This is a genomic window from Streptomyces sp. NPDC005492 (assembly GCF_040605995.1).
Classification (GTDB): Bacteria; Actinomycetota; Actinomycetes; order Streptomycetales; family Streptomycetaceae; genus Streptomyces.
Genome location: NZ_JBEXDX010000001.1, coordinates 452,195 through 472,194, shown reverse-complemented (window position 1 = coordinate 472,194; position 20,000 = coordinate 452,195). Strand labels below are relative to the sequence as shown.

13 protein-coding genes are annotated in these 20,000 nt (G+C 67.6%); 6 read left to right on the top strand and 7 right to left on the bottom strand.

Annotated features, from left to right (window positions below):
- Positions 1 to 41 precede the first annotated feature (41 nt).
- On the bottom strand, positions 42 to 869 hold the full coding sequence (locus ABZT04_RS02185; RefSeq protein WP_355908371.1) for a glycoside hydrolase domain-containing protein: 828 nt from the start codon (positions 867 to 869) through the stop codon (positions 42 to 44).
- 415 nt (positions 870 to 1,284) lie between these two features.
- On the opposite strand from ABZT04_RS02185, the gene ABZT04_RS02180 reads away from it, so the two are divergent.
- Positions 1,285 to 1,650 carry a hypothetical protein gene (locus ABZT04_RS02180; protein ID WP_356051894.1) on the top strand — a complete coding sequence of 122 codons (366 nt, stop codon included), beginning with the start codon at positions 1,285 to 1,287 and terminating at the stop codon, positions 1,648 to 1,650.
- 7 nt (positions 1,651 to 1,657) lie between these two features.
- Here the strand turns inward: ABZT04_RS02180 and ABZT04_RS02175 are convergent, their stop codons facing one another.
- Together ABZT04_RS02175 and ABZT04_RS02170 are read right to left on the bottom strand one after the other, a co-directional pair.
- Positions 1,658 to 3,409 carry an insulinase family protein gene (locus tag ABZT04_RS02175; protein WP_356051892.1) on the bottom strand — a complete coding sequence of 584 codons (1,752 nt, stop codon included), beginning with the start codon at positions 3,407 to 3,409 and terminating at the stop codon, positions 1,658 to 1,660.
- Positions 3,406 to 4,374 (bottom strand): hypothetical protein, encoded by a 969-nt coding sequence (locus tag ABZT04_RS02170; RefSeq protein WP_356051890.1) that lies wholly within the window; start codon positions 4,372 to 4,374, stop codon positions 3,406 to 3,408. Before ABZT04_RS02170 ends, ABZT04_RS02175 begins: the two co-directional genes overlap by 4 nt.
- A 187-nt stretch (positions 4,375 to 4,561) precedes the next feature.
- On the opposite strand from ABZT04_RS02170, the gene ABZT04_RS02165 reads away from it, so the two are divergent.
- Positions 4,562 to 5,005 (top strand): hypothetical protein, encoded by a 444-nt coding sequence (locus tag ABZT04_RS02165; protein WP_356051888.1) that lies wholly within the window; start codon positions 4,562 to 4,564, stop codon positions 5,003 to 5,005.
- On the opposite strand, the gene ABZT04_RS02160 is transcribed toward ABZT04_RS02165, so the two are convergent.
- A complete protein-coding gene (locus tag ABZT04_RS02160; protein ID WP_356051886.1) occupies positions 4,995 to 5,468 on the bottom strand; it encodes an ATP-binding protein in 474 nt (157 codons plus the stop codon). The two genes, ABZT04_RS02165 and ABZT04_RS02160, sit on opposite strands and share 11 nt — an antisense overlap.
- A gap of 172 nt (positions 5,469 to 5,640) precedes the next feature.
- On the opposite strand from ABZT04_RS02160, the gene ABZT04_RS02155 reads away from it, so the two are divergent.
- From ABZT04_RS02155 to ABZT04_RS02140, 4 genes are read left to right on the top strand one after another with little or no spacing between them, the layout of a single operon-like run.
- Positions 5,641 to 6,477: a helix-turn-helix transcriptional regulator gene (locus ABZT04_RS02155; protein ID WP_356051884.1), complete on the top strand. Its 837-nt coding sequence runs from the start codon at positions 5,641 to 5,643 to the stop codon at positions 6,475 to 6,477.
- Positions 6,478 to 6,485: 8 nt separating this feature from the next.
- On the top strand, positions 6,486 to 6,692 hold the full coding sequence (locus tag ABZT04_RS02150; protein WP_356051875.1) for a DUF397 domain-containing protein: 207 nt from the start codon (positions 6,486 to 6,488) through the stop codon (positions 6,690 to 6,692).
- A 39-nt stretch (positions 6,693 to 6,731) separates the two neighbouring features.
- Positions 6,732 to 7,127, top strand: a complete 396-nt coding sequence (locus ABZT04_RS02145) for a hypothetical protein (protein WP_356051863.1) — start codon at positions 6,732 to 6,734, stop codon at positions 7,125 to 7,127.
- Between the two features lie 20 nt (positions 7,128 to 7,147).
- Positions 7,148 to 7,657 (top strand): SUKH-4 family immunity protein, encoded by a 510-nt coding sequence (locus tag ABZT04_RS02140; RefSeq protein ID WP_356051856.1) that lies wholly within the window; start codon positions 7,148 to 7,150, stop codon positions 7,655 to 7,657.
- 115 nt (positions 7,658 to 7,772) lie between these two features.
- Here the strand turns inward: ABZT04_RS02140 and ABZT04_RS02135 are convergent, their stop codons facing one another.
- From ABZT04_RS02135 to ABZT04_RS02125, 3 genes are read right to left on the bottom strand one after another with little or no spacing between them, the layout of a single operon-like run.
- Positions 7,773 to 8,399 carry a hypothetical protein gene (locus ABZT04_RS02135; protein ID WP_356051851.1) on the bottom strand — a complete coding sequence of 209 codons (627 nt, stop codon included), beginning with the start codon at positions 8,397 to 8,399 and terminating at the stop codon, positions 7,773 to 7,775.
- Positions 8,400 to 8,410: 11 nt separating this feature from the next.
- Positions 8,411 to 8,896, bottom strand: coding sequence for an SUKH-4 family immunity protein (locus tag ABZT04_RS02130; RefSeq protein WP_356052128.1), 486 nt, complete (start codon positions 8,894 to 8,896; stop codon positions 8,411 to 8,413).
- A 12-nt stretch (positions 8,897 to 8,908) separates the two neighbouring features.
- Positions 8,909 to 19,882 (bottom strand): LamG-like jellyroll fold domain-containing protein, encoded by a 10,974-nt coding sequence (locus ABZT04_RS02125; RefSeq protein WP_356051848.1) that lies wholly within the window; start codon positions 19,880 to 19,882, stop codon positions 8,909 to 8,911.
- Positions 19,883 to 20,000: the final 118 nt, after the last annotated feature.

Here is a 20,000-nt window from a genome sequence, read left to right as displayed (position 1 = left end):
GAACTCCCGTGGAACAGTCCCCCGGCAGGTCCCGATACCGCTCAGCCCGTGATGGCGACAGGCGCGTCCCACGTGTCACGGTCCACGGTGATCGTGTAACCGCCGCGGGTCTCCTTGCTGTTGACCATGTACTGGTGCGCGCGGCTGTGGTTGGTGAACTGGGTGGAGCCCCACGGCCAGTCCGAGGTCGTCGTGTAGACCTTGTCCCACAGCGCGTACCAGAGGTTGCCCGGCAGATCCGTCTTGTCGGTCGCCGTGGCGATCGCCTTGGCGCTGGAGCTGCTGAAGCCGTAGTAGCCGGTGCGGTAGATCTTGACGTGCAGTTCCTTGTCGAAGGCGCGGACATACGTGAGCACGGCGTTGTTGCAGGCCGTGTTCGTGATGTCGTACGACTCCATGTCCAGGTAGATCGGACTGCCGGCCTTCATGCCGAGCGCCGAGGCCTTGGCCACCGCGTCGTCCGCCTCGCTCTTGCCGACGGCCGCGGCGGTGGAGGCGCTGATCTTCACCGAGCCGCCGGAACCGCAGGACGGCTGCGAGCCGACGTAGAGCGGGATGAACTTCCAGCCCACCGTGCTGAGGGACTTGACCCAGGACGCGGTGAGGTTGGGCTGGCTGCAGCCGCGGTTCTTGCCGCCGATGTAGACGGCGGCGGCGCCGTAGGCCCCGTCGGTGTGCCAGGCCTTCATCGCGGCGAGGGAGGGTGCGGCACACGTGTCGAAGGCGCGACCGGTGTAGGTCTTCTGCGCGGGCCAGGTCGTGGCCGCCATCGAGTTCGTCGCGAAGATCCCGCCGCCCGCGACGACGGCCGCGCCGGCCACGCCCCACGCGATGTATCTGCGCTTCTTCGACTGCCGATGGTCTGACATCCCCACCCCTGTTCATGACAAGCGGACGTCAACGACGTCCGCCGGAAGTTGCCGAGCCCCGAAGGCCCCCTTGGAGCGGCGCGGATCCGGCGCGGCGACGCCGTACGGAATCTCGCCGTACGACCTTCTTCCGAACTGTCCGTTTTTCTATGAAACTGACGGAACTGTTCGTGCGCGCGCGGGACTTGGGCGCCCTGATCGCATCGCACCGTAACCGACGGCGTCTTGGCGTCCGGGAAACACAGTCCCTCGAACGCCACAAGATTCCCTCATGGCACGGCAAAAACTCCTGCCCCGGGGAACGCGGACCGGCCGAACGCCGTACCCGGGCACGACGGCCGGCCGCCCGGGATTCCGCATGGCTCCCCCACGCGGCGGCCGTTGCCCTAGCCTTGCCCCGACTTTGGGGGTCGACATGGAAAGACGGCTGGAAGCCGGCTGGTGGCAGCGGATCGCCTGGACGGTCCTCGCCGTGGGATCGTTCGGGATGCTGATATGGGTGCCCTTCCTGTACGTGGCGATCCGCCGCCGCCGGGGCTCCGACTGGGGCGCCTTCGCCGCCTTCGCGCTCTACGAGTGCATCAGCCTGCCGTGGGCGATCGTCACCAGCGACGGGGACGGCGACCCTCTCCTGGGCCTGACCGTCGCACTGACCATGCTCGTGGCCGCCGGACTGCTGCTGTTCGCGCTGTTCGACCGCCCGACCCCGAAGCAGCCGCGCTACGGCGCCATGCCGTTCCCCGCGCAACCGCAGCCGCAGGGAAACCCGTACCTGCGGTAGAGGTGGATCACGCCCGCCGGGTGCGCCGCACGATCCGCACCGCGGGCCAGACCAGCAGCCCGGTGACGGCCCACAGGAAGCCCGAGAGGCCGATCCATTCGCCGGTACTGGTCTCGGGGTCGCTGCCGCCGAAGACGGTCACCGCGAGCGCGCAGAAGGCGAACAGCGCACCGAAGAGGCCGAGTACGACCAGCCCGGCGGTCTGCCCGCCGGTGCGCCGGGCGGGCGCGGTGCCGCCGCCCTGGGCGACGGGAGCCGTCGGCGCGTCCGCGCGCGGGGTGCTCTGCCGGGGCGGCAACTCCACGCGCGCGTGCGGCGGTACGGCCGCGTCGAGCATCGCCATGGTGTGCGCGTCGACTCCGTAGAGCCCCGGTTCCACGGCGACGGCGAGCCCGTCGGTGCCGATGAGCCGGCGGCCGCCGTCGGGCCAGCTCAGCACCGCGGCGCAGGCGCGGTACGGCACGGTCACCGCGAGGTCGCCGCCGTCCCGTCCGCGTGCCGTCACGCTGACCCCGTCGTCGCCCACCACCAGTGCGGACCCGTCCTTGGTCACCGCCTCGAAGCGCCGCCCGGTGACGGCGTACGTCGACCGGGTCGGCGCCTCCGCGTACCCGGCCCAGTCGGCGCTGTGCCCCGCGGGCACCTGGAGCAGCGCGGTACCGGCGGCCTCCAGGGCCACCGCGTGCAGATGGCGGGGCGTCACCGACCACAGCTCGTGGCGCAACTCGTCGAAACTGCTGGGCATCCGCCCCGCGAGCAGGTCCTCCGCCGCGCCCGGCAGCCGTCGTACGGCAGCGTCGGCCGCCGTGAGTCCCGCGTCGGCACGCGCGCGTACGGCGTCCAGACCGGCCTGCTCGATGTGGCCGGCCTGGAGCGCGGCGAGGACGTCGACGAAGCCGCCGAGCACCGCGTCCTGCTTGGCGGGCAGGGCGTCGGCGAAGGCGGTGAGCAGGCCGTGGCCGTCGCGGCGGGAGGTGTAGTCGGTGGCGGCGGTGTAGGAGTAGCCGCCCTCCTGGCGCAGGGCGCGGGAGAGTTCGCGCTCCAGGACCCCCGCGTACAGCCGCGCGGCGGTCGTGTCGGTGACGACGGCGTCGAGCAGGACACCGCCCTGGCCGTCGGAGAAGTGGGCGGGCGTGGCGGGGAGGGCGGAGGTGACGGCCGGGAGCGGGTGGCGGTGCCCCTGGGGCAGCTTGGGCGCGAGCCCGGCCGGTATGTGCTCACCAGCGATCCACAACACCACGTTGCCGGCCGTGAACCAGGTCTGCGCCCACTGCCGTACGTCCTCCGGGCGCAGGCCCCGGACACCCCACTCCGGGTAACTGACCAGGCCGTAGCCCTGGGCGCCGTAGCGCCAGAGCGGGAGTTGGCCGGGTTCGCGGCGGGACTCCTCGGTGCGCAGGATCTCCTTCTCCGTCTCCAGGCGCTCCATGGGGAGGTCGGCGAGGGAGGCGCACACGCCGTGGAGGTAGGCGACGATCTCGTGTTCGGCGCCCTCCACGTGGAAGTGGGTGAAGGCGGCCTTGGTCGCACCGTTGTAGTGGTAGTCGGCGAGGCCGTGGCGGAAGAGGGCGAGATGCTCGACGAGATGCGTGACACCGGACCGGGCGAGGGTCTCGTCGGCGGTGCCGACACGGAAGACGAGTCCGGCACGCGTCTGGCCGGGGGCGGGTGCGAAGAGGGTGGGTATGCCGGCGACTTCGGTGAGGTGGATGGTGGGCGCGGCGGCGGTGAAGTGGGACTGACCGTCCTGGGGATTCATCTTCGGCCTCTCAGGGCGGTGTCGCGGTGCTGGACGTACATCTCGGCGGGATCGCCCAGGTAACCCCACGGATATTCGGAGGCGAGGTTGCCGAGGGCGCGGAAGTGCGCGGCGGCCTGGGCGGTGTCGCCGATCAGGGAGAACAGCGCGGCGAAACTGCCCTGCACGGTGACCCAGCCGTACGGCCGCCTGAACTCCGGGTGGAACACCGACCGTTGGGCGGCCTCGACGAGTTCGGCGTGGACGTGCGGCTGGCGCAGGTACTCGGCACGCTTGTCGTCGGCGCCGAGGTCGAGCCAGTGCTCCATGTGCGCCTCGGCGACCAGCCCACCGCTCAACGACCCCTCGGAGGCGGCCAGTAGACACTCGCGGGCGAAGCCGTGGGCCTCTTCCCAAGTGCCGCTCCATTTTGGGCAGAGCTTCTGGAGGAGCCGGGCCTGCCCGGTGAAGTGATGCGGGTGGTAGCGGGCGAGCCGGTCATAGCGCCGCCGGGCCTCGTTCTTGCCGAGCGACAACCCGCGGGCGGTGTTGAGCCGTTCGGCCCAGGCGGCGTCGTACGACGGGTCGATGGCCGTGGCCCGGATGAGCAGTTGCTCCGCGTCCCTCAAGTGCGCGTGGAATGCGGTGAATTGCTCCCTGCTGACGTCCTTGGCCCGCGCCGAGGTCCGTATCCCCCACCCGATCTGGACAAGCCTGGCCCCGAACACGGTGAGCGCGAGAACGTCGTGCGGTACGGCATCCACCTGCTGCCGCAGCGCGTGCTCGACACCGTCGACCTCGGCCAACACCCGTACGACGAAGGCCCGGTCGCTGCCGGGCGGGAAGCTGTCGAGGTACTGCCGAATCGCGGCCCAGTCCGCCACGGCGGCGGTCTGGCGCAGCCAGGTGACCTCCGGGTGGGCGGAGGCGAGTTCGAAGTCGGGCTCGGGATAGGGGGTGGGATTCGGGTTGGGGTCGGGTGACATGCGGCGGATCATAGGCGAGAGCTGTGAAATCGCCAGGAGTGAGGGATGTGCAGGTCAGGCATGGGGTGAGCGATACCTGGGCTTGACTGTCGGCGGACCTTCCGTCCAACTCCCGTTCACCGGAACCTCATAGCGTCTCCGCTTTTCCGTACGTCTCCTCTACGCGCGCCCCCTTGGAGTGCCCCTCATGTCCCTGAACGCCCGTCGCAGCCGCCAACTCCTCGAAGCAGCGGCCCCGTTGCTCCTCCAGGGCGAGCGGGTCGAGTTCACTTCCCTGGCCGCGATCGGCTCGGTCTCCGTCCGCAAGCAGGCCCTGACGGCGGCCGTGGTCGGCGTCCTCAGCGCCGGCACGGTGATGGCCACGGTCACTCCACGGCCCATGTACATAGCCCTGACCGACCAGAGAGTGCTGTTCTTCGACGGTAACCGGGGTGGCAGACCGGGCAAGTTGATGCTGAACCTGCCGCGTCCGTATGTCTCGGCGGGCGGTTCGAAGAAGGCGTTCCTGGGGCTGCAGTTCACGACGCGGTTGTCTGTGGCGGGGCAGGAGCAGGGGCTGAAGGTGACGTTTCCGGTGCAGCATCGGGGGGATGGGCCGCGGTTTGTGGGGGCGTTGCCGGTTACGCGGTGAGGCGAGGGGGCGGGACCTGTGCAGGGGCGGGGGCGGGGCCGGGCATCTCGGCGGCGAGTTCACACCAGACGTACTTGCCGCGCACGCCGTTCCTGGCCAAGGGTTGCCAGCCCCAGAGGTCGGAGCATGCCCGGACCAACGCGAGCCCGCGCCCGTCCTCGGACTCCGCGATCTGAAGCAACGGCCGTGACGGGGGCGGAGGTTCGGGGTCGGCGTCCCACACTCCGATCCGCACCACACCCGCCGACCAGCTCACGCGGAGGACGGCGGGTCCCTCGGTATGCCGTACGGCGTTGGAGACCAGCTCGGCCGCGATGAGTTCGGCGTTGTCGACCAGACCGATGAGTCCGTGCAGGGTGAGGACGAGGCGGAGGGTGCGGCGACTTACGGTGACGGCTCGGGGGTCGTTGGGGATGGAGAGGGAGTACTCCCAGGGGGCGGGGGGTTCTGCGGTTTCGGACATAGGTCAACTCCGTTCAGGTGAAGGGGAGTTCGCGCGGTGGCTCTGCCTCTGCCGTCACGGGGTGACGGAGTGGTGCACTTCCGCTGCGTGTACGGTGCATCACTGACGGTAGGGGTAACATGTAACCCCGCGCAAGCCGATCTCGTAATCACCCCCGAACGAGGAGCAAGTGATGGTCCAGAGGCGCGAACCAACCGCACGACAAATGCGCCTGGGCACCGAACTCCGCAGGCTCCGCGAGGCGGCAGGACTCACCGCTGTCGACGCAGCGGCACTGCTGGGGGCCAACCGCGTCCAGATGAGCCACATCGAAGCGGGGCTCGTGGGCGTGAGCGAGGAACGAGTACGCCGTCTCGCATCCCACTACGCCTGCACGGACGATGAGTTCATCGACGCCTTGGTCGGGATGGCCACGGACCGGACACGGGGGTGGTGGGAGGAGTACCGGGGCCTGTTGCCGACATCGTTCCTGGACCTCGCCGAACTGGACCACCACGCCGCGTTCCTGCACGAGGTCTCGATCCTGTACGTACCGGGCCTGCTCCAGACAGAGGGCTACGCCCGCGCCGTCTTCTCCGCCAGAGTCCCCGAACTCACCTCCGAAGAGCTTGAGTTGCGCGTCCGGCACCGAATGAGGCGCCAACAGATCGGAATCCCGTACGAGTTGGTGATCCACGAGTCGGCCCTACGCATCAGAGTCAGCGACCGCGCCGCTTCCCGCGCCCAACTCACCAAGCTCGTCGAACTCTCCGAAGCGGACACCATCACCGTCCGCGTCATCCCGTTCGACCTGGACGACTTCGCCCGAGCCGCCAGCAGCATGACGTACGTCGGGGGTCCTGTTCCCAAACTGGACACCGTGGTGCGCGACGTACCCCATGGCTCGGCCCTCATCGACTCCGAAGCACAGCTCAGCGCCTTTCGAACACGCTTCCGTAAGGTGGAAGCCGCGTCACTCGACCCCGAACGGTCGCGCGACTTCATCAACCGACTGGCGAAAGAGCTGTGAGGCACCTCATGAACAACTGGAGGAAGTCGTCCTACTCGGGCCCGGACGACGGCAACAACTGCGTGGAGATCGCGAACTCCCCCGCACACGCACGCGTATCCATACGCGACTCGAAGGCGCCGGCCGGGGCCATGCTCAGCTTTCCGAGCGGAGCGTTCGGCGCCTTCATCGTGACCCTCAAAACAGACTCAGAACAGCGGCGCACTGCGATGTAGGCGAGCCGCTCAACCCGAGACGACAGGAGACACACCGTCATGCCGAACGCGGGCTTCGCCATCGGATCCTCTGTCGTCATCACCGACGGCCCGTTCGCAACGTTCCGGGCGACGATCACAGGAATCGAGATCCCCTCACAAAAAGCCAGGGGTGTGATCGACCTGTTCGGGAGCCAAGTCCGGGTTGAACTCGCCTCCACAGACTCATCGAGTGAACTACGAGTGACAGCGACTCAGGACCGCTCAGAGATCATCGCCGCGCATGCCGATGCAACGCGCTACTACGGGATCGCAGGACGCATCGCCTCGGGCAAGGACGCGGGCCGATATGTTCGCGTCGACAGACGAGTGGGTGGAGGACTGGGCAGGTGTCGAAGAGTCGTTCCGAAGCGATTGCCGCCACGTCTCCTGGGGCTGCTAAACCTCACTGGGTGACGTAGGGAAAGAATCCTCTCGTGAGTCAGCCCCTGCCGCAGTTGCCAAAGCCCGAGTTCCTGTTGATCCCCGTCGAGGCGCCGCCCGAGGCATCCACCCAGATCGCTGTCGACCTTGAGAGAACAGGCATCCCAGGCGGGTTGATCGGATACGAGTACCGACCGCTGAGCGAGCCGACGTACTTCGGGTGGATCGGTGAGCAGGGACTGATCGCCATTGCGACGAGTGGCCTGTTCGGACGCATCGCCATCAACGTGGCCCGTGGTCACGTAGTGCAGATACCCAAGGTCGAGTCACCGACGGCCAGCCACGTGAACAGGGACCTCGCCTCCTTCAACCGATGCGTCGCGGCCGTGATTGCACGCTTCCCGTTCTATGCGGAGGGCGACGAGGGAAGGTACGAGGAAGCGGCGGAAGAACTGCGCGATCTCGTAGCCAGCATCGATGACACGGCTCTCGTGCACAACGGGTTCTGGGACACCTTCTGTGACGACGTGGCGATCGGGGACTACGCGGACTGGGATGCGTGATATAGAACCGGTCTCCGGCCGCAGTGACTCGCCCAGACTCAGGCCAGCGCCAGCGATGCGCAGTTGAGAAAGCCTACTGACGACTCTCCTGAACGCTGGGCAAGCATCTACTGAACTACAAATCAGGGGCTACTCCCGCGTCGTCATCTCTGTAGTAGCCCGCGATGAAATTCGCGTACAGGCGACTGAACTCCTCACTCCTGAGCAACGCGGCTGAATAGTCCAGGCCGCCCTGCACGTCCAGGTCACGAGCTTCGGCTTCCAGCCGCGCGAACTCCACAGGTTCCCAGTCACCCATGGGCCAGTCATCTCTCCCCGTCTCTTCATGACCTTCCGCCAACTCCTCAGCACGCTCAAAAGCACAACTAAGTAGATCGAGGTCGTCAGGCGAGCCAATGAAATCCAAGACCTCATCCGCAAAAACCAGATGATCAGAGACCTCGGCACCAAACGGCGGACCGTCAGGGTCATTCTCTTCAAGTACCTCGCGGATGGCGATCCTCAGTTCCGAGAGGTTGGTTGCAGCACCACTCCCACGCAAGAGTTCCGCACCGGCCTGTGTCACCCGAGCAAGAACAACCCGCTCGCTCTCGAACCACGGAGAGAACCTGTGGTCCTGATGGAACCCGCAGTACCGCACTAGAAGGAGCGCACCTACCTTCACACGACCGTCCTCTTCGAGACGCATTGCGCGCTCGACTGCCTCCTCGATATCACCCACGCCCACAACTCTCTTGCCCATACCCAGGTAGCCTATAGCGACCCTTCGTAGTAGTCGCCAATCGACACATCATGAATGAATGAGGGCCAGAATCCGTCCGGGAAATCTAGACATACGGGATCGATCCTCCTGATTGAATCGGCAAGCGCCTGGCCAGCTTGACGCTTCACCTCAAGCGTGTCATCAAAATAATAGAATGGATACCTCTCCTGAACCCGCAAGATGCAGGCGGAAAAAGACCCTAGACCCTCGTTCGAAAAAACTGGATTCTCGTCAGAATCAAGCCCAAAAAACACCGATCCCGTGTCGATATCAACGAAGAAGTGGAAATCTTCATCGAACGCACCGATCAAAATCAGACTCTGGCCGGAATTAGTCACGAATGGTTCCGCTCCCGCCAAGTCAGCCTCGAATAGCAGGGTCTCCACAGGGAGACCCTGATTCATGAGATATGACCTGACTTCACTGTTCGTGACTGCCTGCGCTCGATCTTCATCCCATCGAATCGTCTCGACCATATCCACGTGTCCTCATCTGAAAAGATCTCTTACGGCCGCATCCCTGGCTGCGGTTGAAGCTATGCCCAATGGCGTTCCGGACTTATCCCAGTCCCAACTCCATGACCTTCCCTGAAGATTCGGCAAACCATCGAGAATCTTAGAGCACCGAGATGCGCAGGGTTTAAATTCTGAGTACATCTCCGTTATGTAGCTCTCATCAATTCCGGGGAGCATACCACCTCGGAGCGCCTGCACTATTCCCTGTTCCGCGTGAGTCTTACCCACGGATCGCGCTACGACAATTCCCATATCTTCGCCGGTTTCCGGGTGAGTCAGTTGGGCGGCGGCATAATTATTCCCTGTGTTTCCTTGAGTAACTCGCGCCCTTTGGACAGCCTGACTCAACTTGGTCGAGCCGTAGTCGACCTGCCCACAATCAATGTTGTGAACGAGGACCGATGTGGTGCCAGCCTGCACATAGTAGGTGTGGAGTGTGCCAATGGTCAGGTCGTAGGTAGTGGTGTTCGCGTGGAACAGCCGAACCCCGGTGACCTCGGCCGTGCCGGTCGGGGTCTGGAGGACGTCGCCGGCCTTCAGGTCCTTGCCCTCGACGAAGGCCGACTGGGTCTCGTCGTAGAAGGGGTGGTGGAAGGTCGTCGTCAGGTGTGCGCCCTGCGGGTCCCCAGCAGTCGCCTTGGCATCCTGTCCGGCTACCGCCGAGGAGACCGCCGCGACCGTCTTGGCCACCGGCGCCGGGTCGGAACCGTGACCGTGGCTCGCTCCCAGCGCGCCCAGCACCGCCGCCGAGGCCGCCAGCCCGAACGCCGCCTTGCGGACGGCCTTCTTGGCCAGGGACTTCGTCCCCGCCTTCGCGCTCGCCTTCACTCCCTGCTTCGCGGCTGCCTCAGCCGTTGCCTTGATCGTCAAGTCCACGAAGTCGTGGTCCGTGTGCGTCACGATCACCGCGGTGACCGCGTGCGCCTCCGTACCGGTAACCCCCGGCACCGAGTTGGCGATCGTGTCGCCCACCCGCACCTGGTCGATCGCCTTCGTCGAACCGTCAGCCATCAGCACTCTCGTCGAGCCGGTGAAACTGTGTGTCCGGGGCTTGCCGATCTTGCAGGACGACCCCGACTCGCTCTCGCCGGCCTCCTCCGACTGGGACTGGGAATGTGACCCCGCCCCCTCAGACTCCGCCGCAGAAGCCGCCTCATCCGTAGCATCCGCCGCCCCGGACTCCCCAGCCTCGGTCGCCCCCTTGCCGAACAGCCCCCCGACGACCTCCATCGCCTTCGGAGCAGCCTTCGCCAGCAGCTTGCCGCCCAGCGAACCGAGCGCACCGCCCAGGGCGCCAGTGACCGCACCCTCGACCGCCGAGCCCGCGAACGCCCCCGCGCTGCAGTCCCCGCCGCCGTTCTGGGCGCACTTGAAGCCCTGCTCCACCAAGGAGCCGGCCGCGCCCGCCAGTGCCGCGCAGCCGATCGTGCCTACGCCCCACGTTGCCGCCTCGCAGCCTGCGAAGACCGCCGTCGACACCACGATCGACGTGATCGCCGCCGCGTGGTTCTTCACGAACTTCGCGGTGGTCTTCACCGCCTTCACCGTTGCGTGGTAGGCGGTTCGGGTCGCATGAGCGACCGCCTTTGCTGCCTTCTTCACTGTGTGGGCGACCTTGTGGGCCGCCTTCTTCACCGCGTGGACCACGCGGTGCGCCACCTTCGAGACCTTGTGGTACGCCGTATGCACCGCATGAACTGCCGCGTGATAGACGCGTTTTACGTGTCTGACCGTGTAGTGGTAGACCCGCCTCGTTACTCGCACCGTCGCCCGGTACACGTCGTGCACCTGGTGCACGACCTTGTGGGCCGCGTGCTTCACCGCGTGGACGACCTTGCGGGCCACCTTCTTGGCCGCGTGGTAGACCTTGTGGACCGCGTGCTTGACCTTCTTGGCCACATGCTTGACGGCCTTCGCCTCGCACGAACCGGTCCACCAGGAGCAGTGGCCCGACGGGTCGTTGCCCACCAGCGGGTTGTCGTCGACGTAGGCGAAGGGGTTCGCCGCCACCGAGTCCGGAGTCGCGTCCTGCGAGGAGCTGTCCTTGTTCAGGAATTGGCCCGTGTCCGGGTTGTACCAGCGGGATGCCGTGCCGACGTCGCCCGTGCCCGGTTCCGTCCAGCCCGACTGGAAGCCCAGGTGGCCGATCAACGACGCGATCGCCGTCACCTTGCCCAGGGGGTCGTACGTCGCCGAGCCCGAGAGCGAGGTCGCGCCGGACGTGAAGGTTCCCACCACGTCGTCGTGCAGGTCCGTCAGGGCCAAGGCACCCGACGACGAGCCCGTTTGTTTGATGCCCACCAGGCCGCCGCCCGGGTCGTACGTGTACGCCGCGTCCCCGTCCGTCGCGATCGTGTTGTCCGCGCCCGAGTAGGCGAACGTACGGGTCGACGTCGTGCCGGTGTCCGTGTCCGTGATGTTCCGGCCCAGCGCGTCCAGCGTGTACGACTGGGTGCCCGCCACGATCTGGTCGCCGAACGCGTCCGCCTTGAAGGCACCCGCGCCGGACGTCGATGACTCCTGGGTCATCGTGCCCCGCGCCGAGTATGTGTACGAGTTCGTGCCGTCCGAGGTCAACTGGTCCCGGGCGTCGTACGTGTAGACGTCCGCTCCGGACCGCACCCGGTTGCCCGAGGCGTCGTAGGCGTACGCCGTCGTGGTGGTGCCGTTGTTCCACGAGGTGAGGCGGTCCGACCAGTCGTACGCGTATGTGTTCGCGGACGCGCCCGTCACGCCCGTCGTCGTCTTCGACGTCAGGTTGCCGTTGTTGTCGTAGCCGTAGGCGAAGCTCGACAGGGTCGAGGTGCCCTGTGCCAGGACGTCGTTCGACAGCTCGTGGGCGCTGTTGTAGCTGAACGTGCGGGTCTGGCCGGTGCTGCCGTACTTGATGGTCTTGATGTCGTTCAACTGGTCGTAGGTGTACGTGAGATGCGTGCCGCTTCCCGCGTCGTCCAGGGAGGACAGGCGGCCCGCCGTGTCGTAGCCGTACGACTGGGTGCCCGCCGCGTCCGTGCGGCTCAGCATCGAACCGTCGTCGTTGTAGGTGAAGTTGGACGAGCCCGCCGAACCCGAGGCGGTCAGGACGTCGCCGCGGTCGTCGTAGGTGAACGCGTCGTGGGTGGAGGCCTGGTGGTCGACGGCGCCCGCGGTACCCGCTTCGTCCGTGTCCGCCGAGGTGACGCGGCCGTCGGCGTCGTAGTTGAAGCTGTGTTTCGCCGTGGCCGCTTCCGCGCCCGTGCCGGACATCGTCTTCAACTGGCCGTTGTCGTCGTACGTCATCGACGTCGTGACACCGCCGGGCGCGGTGGCCGAGGTGACGTTGCCGTCGGCGTCGTAGGCGAAGGTCGTCGTCGAGTCGGCGGCCGACGTGTACTGGGACGTGGTCGGCTCGATCACCTTCTCCTGCTGGCCCCAGGGCGTGTAGCCGTAGCGCCAGGAGTTGCCGCGGCCGTCCGTGAAGCGGGTGCGGTTGCCCGCCGCGTCGTAGCCGAAGGACGTGGTGATCGACGTCGTCGCGTCGACCGGCTCCACCTGCTGGGTGATCGTGCCCGCCGCGTCGTAGGTCCAGCGCGTCGTGTGCTGGTTGGCGTCGGTGGCCGAGGTCAGGTTGCCGTTGCCGTCGTACTGCTGCGAAGTGCCGTACAGGTACGTGCCGATGGGGTCGTAGCTGCGGGTCGCCGTCGGGTTGTCGTTCGCGTCGTAGTCGGTGGTGGTGTAACTGCCGTCCGACAGCGTCGTCTTGGTGTTGTTGTCCGCGAAGTCGTAGGCGTAGGACGTGGAGTTGCCCGCGCCGTCGGTCGTGGAGGTGACGTCGCCCGCGCGGTTGTAGGCGTACGAGTTCGAAACACCGCCCGGGGTCTTCACCGAAGACACGTGCGCGCCGTACGGGTTGCCGCTCGTGACGTCGTAGAGGTACTGCGTCGTCAGGGTGCGGGTGGACGGGTAGCGCTCCAGCGTCGTCGACGTGGCCTGGCGGCCCAAGTAGTCGTACGTCGCCTGGGTTTGCGCGCCCGTGCCGTCCGTGGCCGTGCGCTGCTCGCCGTTCGTGTCGTACGTGGCGTGGGTCTTGGTGCCGTCTGGCTCGGTGATCTGGGCCAGGTCGCCGGTCTGGTCGTAGAGGTACGACGTCGTCTTGCCGCCGGGTGTGGTCTCGCTGGTCTGGTTGCCCTCGCTGTCGTACGTCCAGACTGTCGTGCCCGCGTTGGGAGTTGAGGCTCCCGCCGGGGTGTACGACGGCAGGGTCTCGCTGACCTTGTTGCCGACCGCGTCGTAGGCCGTGTCGGTGACCAGGCCGGTCGGGTCCTTCTCCCCGACGGACTCGCCGAAGGTGTTGAAGCCGCTGGTGGTGGCCGGGCGGACGGTCGTCGCGTCGGCGGCGATGCCGTCCTGCTCGGCCTGGACCGCCGGTGCCGTGGTGACCGCGAGGTTGCCGGCCTGGTCGTACTCGTAGTTGGTGGTGTTCTGCTCCGGGTCCGTCATGGACGTGGGCAGGCCGCGCTTGTCGTATGTGTACTTCGTGGTCTGCTGGTCCGAGGAGCCGACCGTGCCGCCGGTGCGGCCCTTGCCGTAGAGCGAGGACACCTCGGAGGAGGACAGGGCCCGCTGGTAGGTCTGGACGTCGCCGGTCGCTCCGTTGACGACGTTACTGACGGCACCGCCCGCGGTCTTCGCGCCGCCGATGGACAGCGGACCCGAACCGGTCCACGGGGAGGGGTTGTTGGCGGTGCCCGCGAGGGCGCCGTTGACGTACAGGTTCATGGTGCCGGTGGACGCGTCGAAGACACCGACCAGGTGGGTCCAGGTGTTCAGCGCCGGGGCGCTGGACGCGTAGGCGTTGGCGTACGTCGGGGTCCCGGAGGCGTCCGAGTTGGGTGAGATGAGGCGGAAGACGCCCTGGGAGGAGGCGTATTGGAGGTAGAAGGAGGACCGGTTGGTGCCGCCCTGGGCGACGAAGGTGCGGAAGGTGGAGGTGTCGGACAGCTTCACCCACGCCGAGACGGAGTAGGAGGCGCTGGTGTCCAGGACCGGGCCGTTGGTGGCGACGATGTCGCCGTTGCCGGAGGTGTCGCCGTTGAACTGGGCCGCGTCGTCCGACCAGGTCACACCGCTGCCCGCGGTGGCCGTGTTGCCGGTGCCGGAGGAGTCGGTGACCGACCGGCCGGAGGTCTGGTTCAGCTTCCACCAGCCGGCCGGGTGCCCGGAGGCGTCGCCGTACAGGGTCTCGCTGAGCAGGTTGCCCATGTCGTCGTACGTGTCGGTGGTGGTGCGGTCGTAACCGGTCGCGTCGTGATCGTTCTCCGACGCGACCTGGTCGTCCGGGGTGTACGACACGGTCGACACGCGGTCGACACCGGTCGGGTCGACGGTCGTCGACGTGGTGCGGTCAGAGGCGTCGACCGTGTACTGCGTGACGTTCTCGCCGTTGTCGGTGGTCTGCGTCAGCAGATTGCCGGCCGCGTCGTAGGTGTCCGACTCCAGGACGTAGGTGCTGGTGGCGTCCGAGCTGGTCTTCTTCACCGTCGCGGTGAGGCCGTCGTCGGTGTAGGTGTACGACGTCTTGTTGCCCATCGCGTCCGTGATCGAGGCCAGCCGTCCGGCCGGGTCGTAGGCCCGTGAGGACTCGACGAGGAGCGCGGCCGTCTGCGGGGCGACCGGGTCACCGATGTACATCAGGCCCTGGGTGAGCAGGTTGCCGTTGTCGTCGTAGGTGTAGTCGGTCTCGTTGCCGGCGCTCGTCACCTCCTTCGTCTTGTTGCCGGAGGTGTCGTAGGTGTACGTCGTCGTGTTGCCGTACGACGTGCCCGCCGCGACGTTGGCGTCGGACTCGGTGAACAGCCGGTCGTAGGCGTCGTAGGTCTGCGTCTCGGTGCGGGAGGCGTCGCCGCCCTGCGCGTCGGCGACGGTCTGGGAGAGGACGTCGCCGTCGTCGTCGTAGACCGTGCTGGAGACGGCGGCGTGGTCGGCGCCGTGCACGCGGTCGGTGATCCGCGGATCCCGCTCGGTGACGACCTGGCCGTTCTTGTCGTACGTGTAGGAGGTGGTCAGGCCGTCCGGGTAGGTGTCGGAGACCACGTTCTGGCTCAGGACCTGGCCCACACCGTCGTAGGTGTACGACGTGACGAGGCCGATGGCGTCCGTGGTGGAGGCGACGTCGCCGTTGGCGAAGTAGGACACGGAGTTGACCGCGCCGCCCGGGCTGACCGTCTTCACCGGCAGGCCCTTGGGCACGACCCCGCCGTCGGCGGACGGATAGGTGCTCGTGCCGTCGCTGTACACGGTGGTCGTGGCGCGGCCGCCCGGTGAGCCGGGCACGGCCGGGCCGGTGACGACGGTCTGGTTGCCTGCCGAGTCGTAGGTGTACGACGTCAGATAGGTGCTGTCGGTCGCGGACGCCGAGCGGCCGTCGCGCTCCGTCAGGAGCTGGTCGTTGCGCGGGTCCGCGGTGGTCAACTGGGCGGTCGTGTCGTCCGGGTAGTACGTGTAGTACTCGGTGTCGCACTTGTTCGCGACCTGGTCCTGGCAGGACGTGGAGGAGACGATGTTGCCGCGGACGTCGTGGCCGGTGGTGGTGACCGCGCCGTTGGGGTCGGTGACCGTGTGCTCGAAGCCGGCCGTGTCGTAGCCGAAGCTGGTCTTGTTGCCGAGGCCGTCGGTCTCGGTCAGCGCGCGGTCGCCGTTGGTGACGTCGTAGGTGTAGGTCAGCGTGGACGTCGTCGGCGAGGTCACCTTGACCGTCTCGACCGGGAGCAGGCCGCTGGAGTTCTTGGCGGCCTCGACGTGTGCGGCCACGTCGGCCGCGGTGAGCGCCGAGTGGTAGAAGGCCGCGTCGGCGATCGAACCGGTGAAGTGGCTGACGTCCGCCGGGGAGTCGAGCCAGCTCTTGGCGAAGCCGGCGCCGAGGTAGAGGTGGCTGTTCGACTGGTCGTTGGGGGCACCGGAGTAGGTGCCCTGGGAGACACCGTCGACGTACAGGGTCTGGGTGGATCCGGAGACGCTGAGCGCCACATGGTGCCAGGCGTTGTCGGTGACCGTGCCGGTGGAGCCGAACGCGGCGGAGCCGCTTCCGCTGCCGGCCCAGAAGTGGCCGTGCAGTTTGTTGTCGGTGCCGACGTAGAGGAGGGGGGTCCAACTGCCGGAGGCGGCCGTCGCTCCGGAGATCGCCACCGACTGGTCGCCGAGGATGACGCCCTGGGCGGCGGTCTTGAACCACATCTCGTAGCTGCGGTCGTTGGTGCCGTGCAGCACGGAGGCGGGCACTTCGACGTACGAGGTGCTGCCGTTGAACGTCGTCGCCTTGGCGTCGCTGAACGGACCGGTCGCCCCGAGCGTCACCGCGCTGTACGTGCCGTTGCCGCCGTGCACCTCGTTGAGGGCCGCGGTCGCGCCCGCCGCCTCGCCGAGCCGGTAGTAGCCGGCCGGGGCGGCCCCGAGCACCGCGCCCCGGTAGGTCTGGCTGGAGCCGGCGACGGTGGGCGCGGCGAGCTTCCAGACGCCGCCGTTCTCGTCGGTGAGCTGGGTCAGCGTGGTGGTGGCCGGGTCGTACGTCATCGTGGCGAAGGACTTGCCCGACGGGCGCTTGACCGAGGTGAGCAGGCTCGTGGCGTGAGTGCCGTACTGGTAGAGGGAGTTGACGTCGGCGGCGACCAACGGCCGTCCGTACCAGGCCGCGTCGGCGATCGAGCCGTTGAAGTACGTCGCGTACCCGGTGGCGTCGGTGGTGCTGCTGTGCGCCTCGTCGGGCCAACTGCCGCCGAGGAAGCCGGTGCCGAGGTAGTTGAAGACCTGGTTCTTGCCGAAGGCCACCGCGCTCTTGATGGAGACGGTGCCGGTGCGCGAGCCGACCTTCGCGTTGTCCAGGAACAGGGTCTGCGAGTTGCCGGCCGCGCTCAGCACCACGTGGTGCCACTTGCCGTCGGCGACGGACGCCGAGGACACGATGGGGTTGATGCCGCCGCTGTACCAGAACTCGGCGTTCAGCTTGCCGTCCGTACCGACGTAGACCGACGGGGTATAGAAGCCAGCGGCCTTGCCCGAGCCGATCGGCTGGGAGGCGTAGGAGTAGAGCACGCCGGGTCCGGCCGAGGTCTTGAACCACAGGGACAGTGCGCCCGAGTCGGTGTCGTTGCCGGTGTTCTTCGGCAGGGCGACGTCGGAGGTGGTGCCGTTGAAGGAGGCCGCGGTGGAGGAGGAGCCGGTGAGCGGGCCGGCCGCGCCGAGCGTCACGTTCTCGTACGTGGCGTTCTTGGTGCCCTCGTTGGCGAGGACCGCGTCCTTCGCGGTGGTGCCCGAGCTCTCGTTCAGCGGCCACACCTCGCTCGGGTCGAGGTCGAGGGAGGCGTTCTGGTACTGCGAGCCGGTCGTGTAGCCGTATGTCGTGCACTTCGTCGTCGACAGCGGGGCGCACACGGTCGTCAACTGGTCGCCCGTGTAACCGTAGTTCCAGGTCAGTACGGTCGTGGAGTCGCCCTTGGTGACCGCGTCGGTGGTGACGGTCGCGACGTGCGCGGCGAGGGCGCCGCTCGGGGTGGACCAGGTGAGGTTCAGGGAGCGCTGGGAGACGGCGGACTGCATCTTCGTGACGTGGCCGCTGGTCCAAGTGAGCGTGACGGCACGCCCGTTGGCGTCCGTGACGGAGGTGAGGCCGTAACTGCCCGTACTCAACAGCGTGGTGAAGACGTAGACCGTGTCGTCCTTGTCGGTCAGCCTGTAACCGCCGCCGCTGACCGTGGCGAACGTGGCCCAGCGGCCGGTCCCCGGCGCGAACGTGCCGTCGCTGTTCTTGCCGTAGCCGACCTGCGAGCCGTCCGGATAGGTGACGTTGACGCTGGTGACCGCGCCGGACGCGCTGTACTGCTCGGTGGCGCGCGCGTCGAAGATGGACGACCAGCCGGCGCCGAAGGCTCCACTCCAGCGCGGGTCACGGGAGTTGTAGTCGCGCTCGACGTCCAGGGACGGGCCGACGGTCGAGATCGAGGCGTCCGTGTCGGAGGTCGTGTAGTTGCCGATGGACGCGTCGAAGCCGTGGTCGCTGCTGTTCTGCGACAGCCCCGAGGTGATGGCGGGTTGGGGGACCTGGACGGACAACTCGTAGGGATCGGCGGGCGAATAGAGCCCGGTCGTCGCGTCGTACGCCTGTACTTCCCAGTTGTAGCTCTTGCCCCAGGCGAGCTTCCCGGCCGGCACGGTCCAGTCGCCGGTGGCGACCAGGCCCGAGTCGGCGACGAGGGCGTTGTTCGCGTCGTAGACCTTGAACTGGTACTTGTTCGTGCTGCCGCTCGTGGAGTTGGCGCCGCCCGCCCACGCGGTGAGTTCCGGAGTCGTCGTACCGACGACCGCGTTGTCGGCGGGGAACTGCTCGTAGAGCTGCGGGGCGGTGTTGCCGGTGTAGGTGACGATGAGCTTCGGGCCCCGCGAGGGGTCGTTGAAGGAGCCGAACTGCTTCCAGTGCAGGGCGTCGGTGGTGGACGCGTAGAGCGCGAGGCCGTAGTCGGCCGTCGTCCCGCTGAACCAGCCCTGGATCGCCGAGGTCGACAGCGTCACGTCCACCGTGTCGCCCACGGTCCGGTCGGCGGCGGTGTTCGCGCAGGCGGTCGGCACGCTCGGGGTCAGGTTGCCGATGGAGGAACCGTAGGTCGGTCCGGGGTAGCTGGTGACGCCCTCGGGCGTCCAGTCATGGGTGATGAGGGCGACGTCGAAACGCTCGGCGGTGCAGGTCGCGGCCCAGGTGTCGAACAGCTCCAGCTTCGCCGCGGTGACCGTCACACCGCTGTCGTCCCAGGCGGTGTCCCAGTGGTTGACGTAGCTCACCGCGGAGTGCGTGCCCGAGTCGTACGAACCGACCTTGACCGTCTGCTCGTAGGAGTGGTCGCCCGTCGCGTCCGAGCCCGACTCGGCGTAGGTGGTGGTCCAGCCGTCGGTGACGGTCGGGTCGACGGTCACCGGGAAGACGCGGTGCGCGTCCTTCAGCCAGGCGTCGTCGAGCGTGATCCTGAGCGCGTAGTCGCCGCCGTCCCGCACGAGGGTCGTCGTGACGTCGTGCGTGGTGGTCGGGTCACCGGAGCGCGGATCGACCTTCGAGTCGTAGGCGTACGACGAAGGGATGCGCTCTACGGTCTTGCCCGCGGCGTCGCGCAGGACGATCGAGCCGTCCTCGTTCTGGACGGGGGTGAGTCCCTTGAGGTGGAGCGGAAAGGTCCAGGAGTTACCGGCGTCCGCGGAGTGCAGGACGACCGCTTCCTTCACGCCGGTGGCGGTGGGGGCGACCTGGAGATCGGTGCCGGTGAGGACGCCGGCGTAGGTGAGGCGCGAACCGTCGGCGGTGCCCTTGACGGCCTGGGCGCCCTTCAGCGCGTAGGAGACGGAGTGCTGTGCGTCCGGGGCGAGCGAGACAAGCGTGGAGTCGTCGGCCTTGGCGGCGAAGTCGACGTCGACGGAGTTGGCCTTCTCCTGCCAGCGCCCGTCGGGTCCGGCCCGCACCTCCACGTCGATGGGCGCCCACTTGCCCTTGCCCACCTGGTAGTTGACAGGCGTCGGCGAGATCTGTCTGGTGACGGAGCCGTCGGCGTTGTCGAACACGGTGTCCGTCCGCGAGGACTTGCCCGCGTCCCGCTTGCTCGTCTTCGCGTTGAAACCGGCGCCTCCCGCGGCGCTCTTCCCCCGCTTCACCGACGCCTGGTGCGCGTGGTACGCGGCGAGTTCGCCCTTGCCCTTTCCGGGTTTACGGCCCGCGCCCTGGTGCGCCTCGGTGACCGAGGCGGGGACATGGTGCCGCTTCCCCGCCGCCGTGCCCGACTTCTCCCCTGGCAGCCTGCCCCAGTGCGGGTCCTTCAGCCAGGCCGTGACCGAGGACAGGCTCGGCAACGAGATGTCCACGGCGTGCAGTTCGACCCCCGCGGCCAGCGCCTGCTGCGTGGTCAGCATCAGGGCGAGCGCGGTCAGCACCAGCACGGCGACACCGCGACGGGCGCGCCGTGCACGACGGGGTGAGCGGACACGGCGAGCAGGCCGAATGCGCACGGCGGGGACTCCAACGGTCGGTGGGCGAGGGCACAACTGGGCGGACCTC

Excerpts from the sequence above, each read along its gene's own strand:
- ABZT04_RS02170 (WP_356051890.1), bottom strand. The coding sequence starts at position 4,374 with ATGTCACCCGACCCCAACCCGAATCCCACCCCCTATCCCGAGCCCGAC.
- ABZT04_RS02130 (WP_356052128.1), bottom strand. The coding sequence starts at position 8,896 with ATGGTCGAGACGATTCGATGGGATGAAGATCGAGCGCAGGCAGTCACG.
- ABZT04_RS02155 (WP_356051884.1), top strand. The coding sequence starts at position 5,641 with ATGGTCCAGAGGCGCGAACCAACCGCACGACAAATGCGCCTGGGCACC.
- ABZT04_RS02145 (WP_356051863.1), top strand. The coding sequence starts at position 6,732 with ATGCCGAACGCGGGCTTCGCCATCGGATCCTCTGTCGTCATCACCGAC.
- ABZT04_RS02135 (WP_356051851.1), bottom strand. The coding sequence starts at position 8,399 with ATGGGCAAGAGAGTTGTGGGCGTGGGTGATATCGAGGAGGCAGTCGAG.
- ABZT04_RS02175 (WP_356051892.1), bottom strand. The coding sequence starts at position 3,409 with ATGAATCCCCAGGACGGTCAGTCCCACTTCACCGCCGCCGCGCCCACC.
- ABZT04_RS02185 (WP_355908371.1), bottom strand. The coding sequence starts at position 869 with ATGTCAGACCATCGGCAGTCGAAGAAGCGCAGATACATCGCGTGGGGC.
- ABZT04_RS02165 (WP_356051888.1), top strand. The coding sequence starts at position 4,562 with ATGTCCCTGAACGCCCGTCGCAGCCGCCAACTCCTCGAAGCAGCGGCC.
- ABZT04_RS02180 (WP_356051894.1), top strand. The coding sequence starts at position 1,285 with ATGGAAAGACGGCTGGAAGCCGGCTGGTGGCAGCGGATCGCCTGGACG.
- ABZT04_RS02150 (WP_356051875.1), top strand. The coding sequence starts at position 6,486 with ATGAACAACTGGAGGAAGTCGTCCTACTCGGGCCCGGACGACGGCAAC.
- ABZT04_RS02160 (WP_356051886.1), bottom strand. The coding sequence starts at position 5,468 with ATGTCCGAAACCGCAGAACCCCCCGCCCCCTGGGAGTACTCCCTCTCC.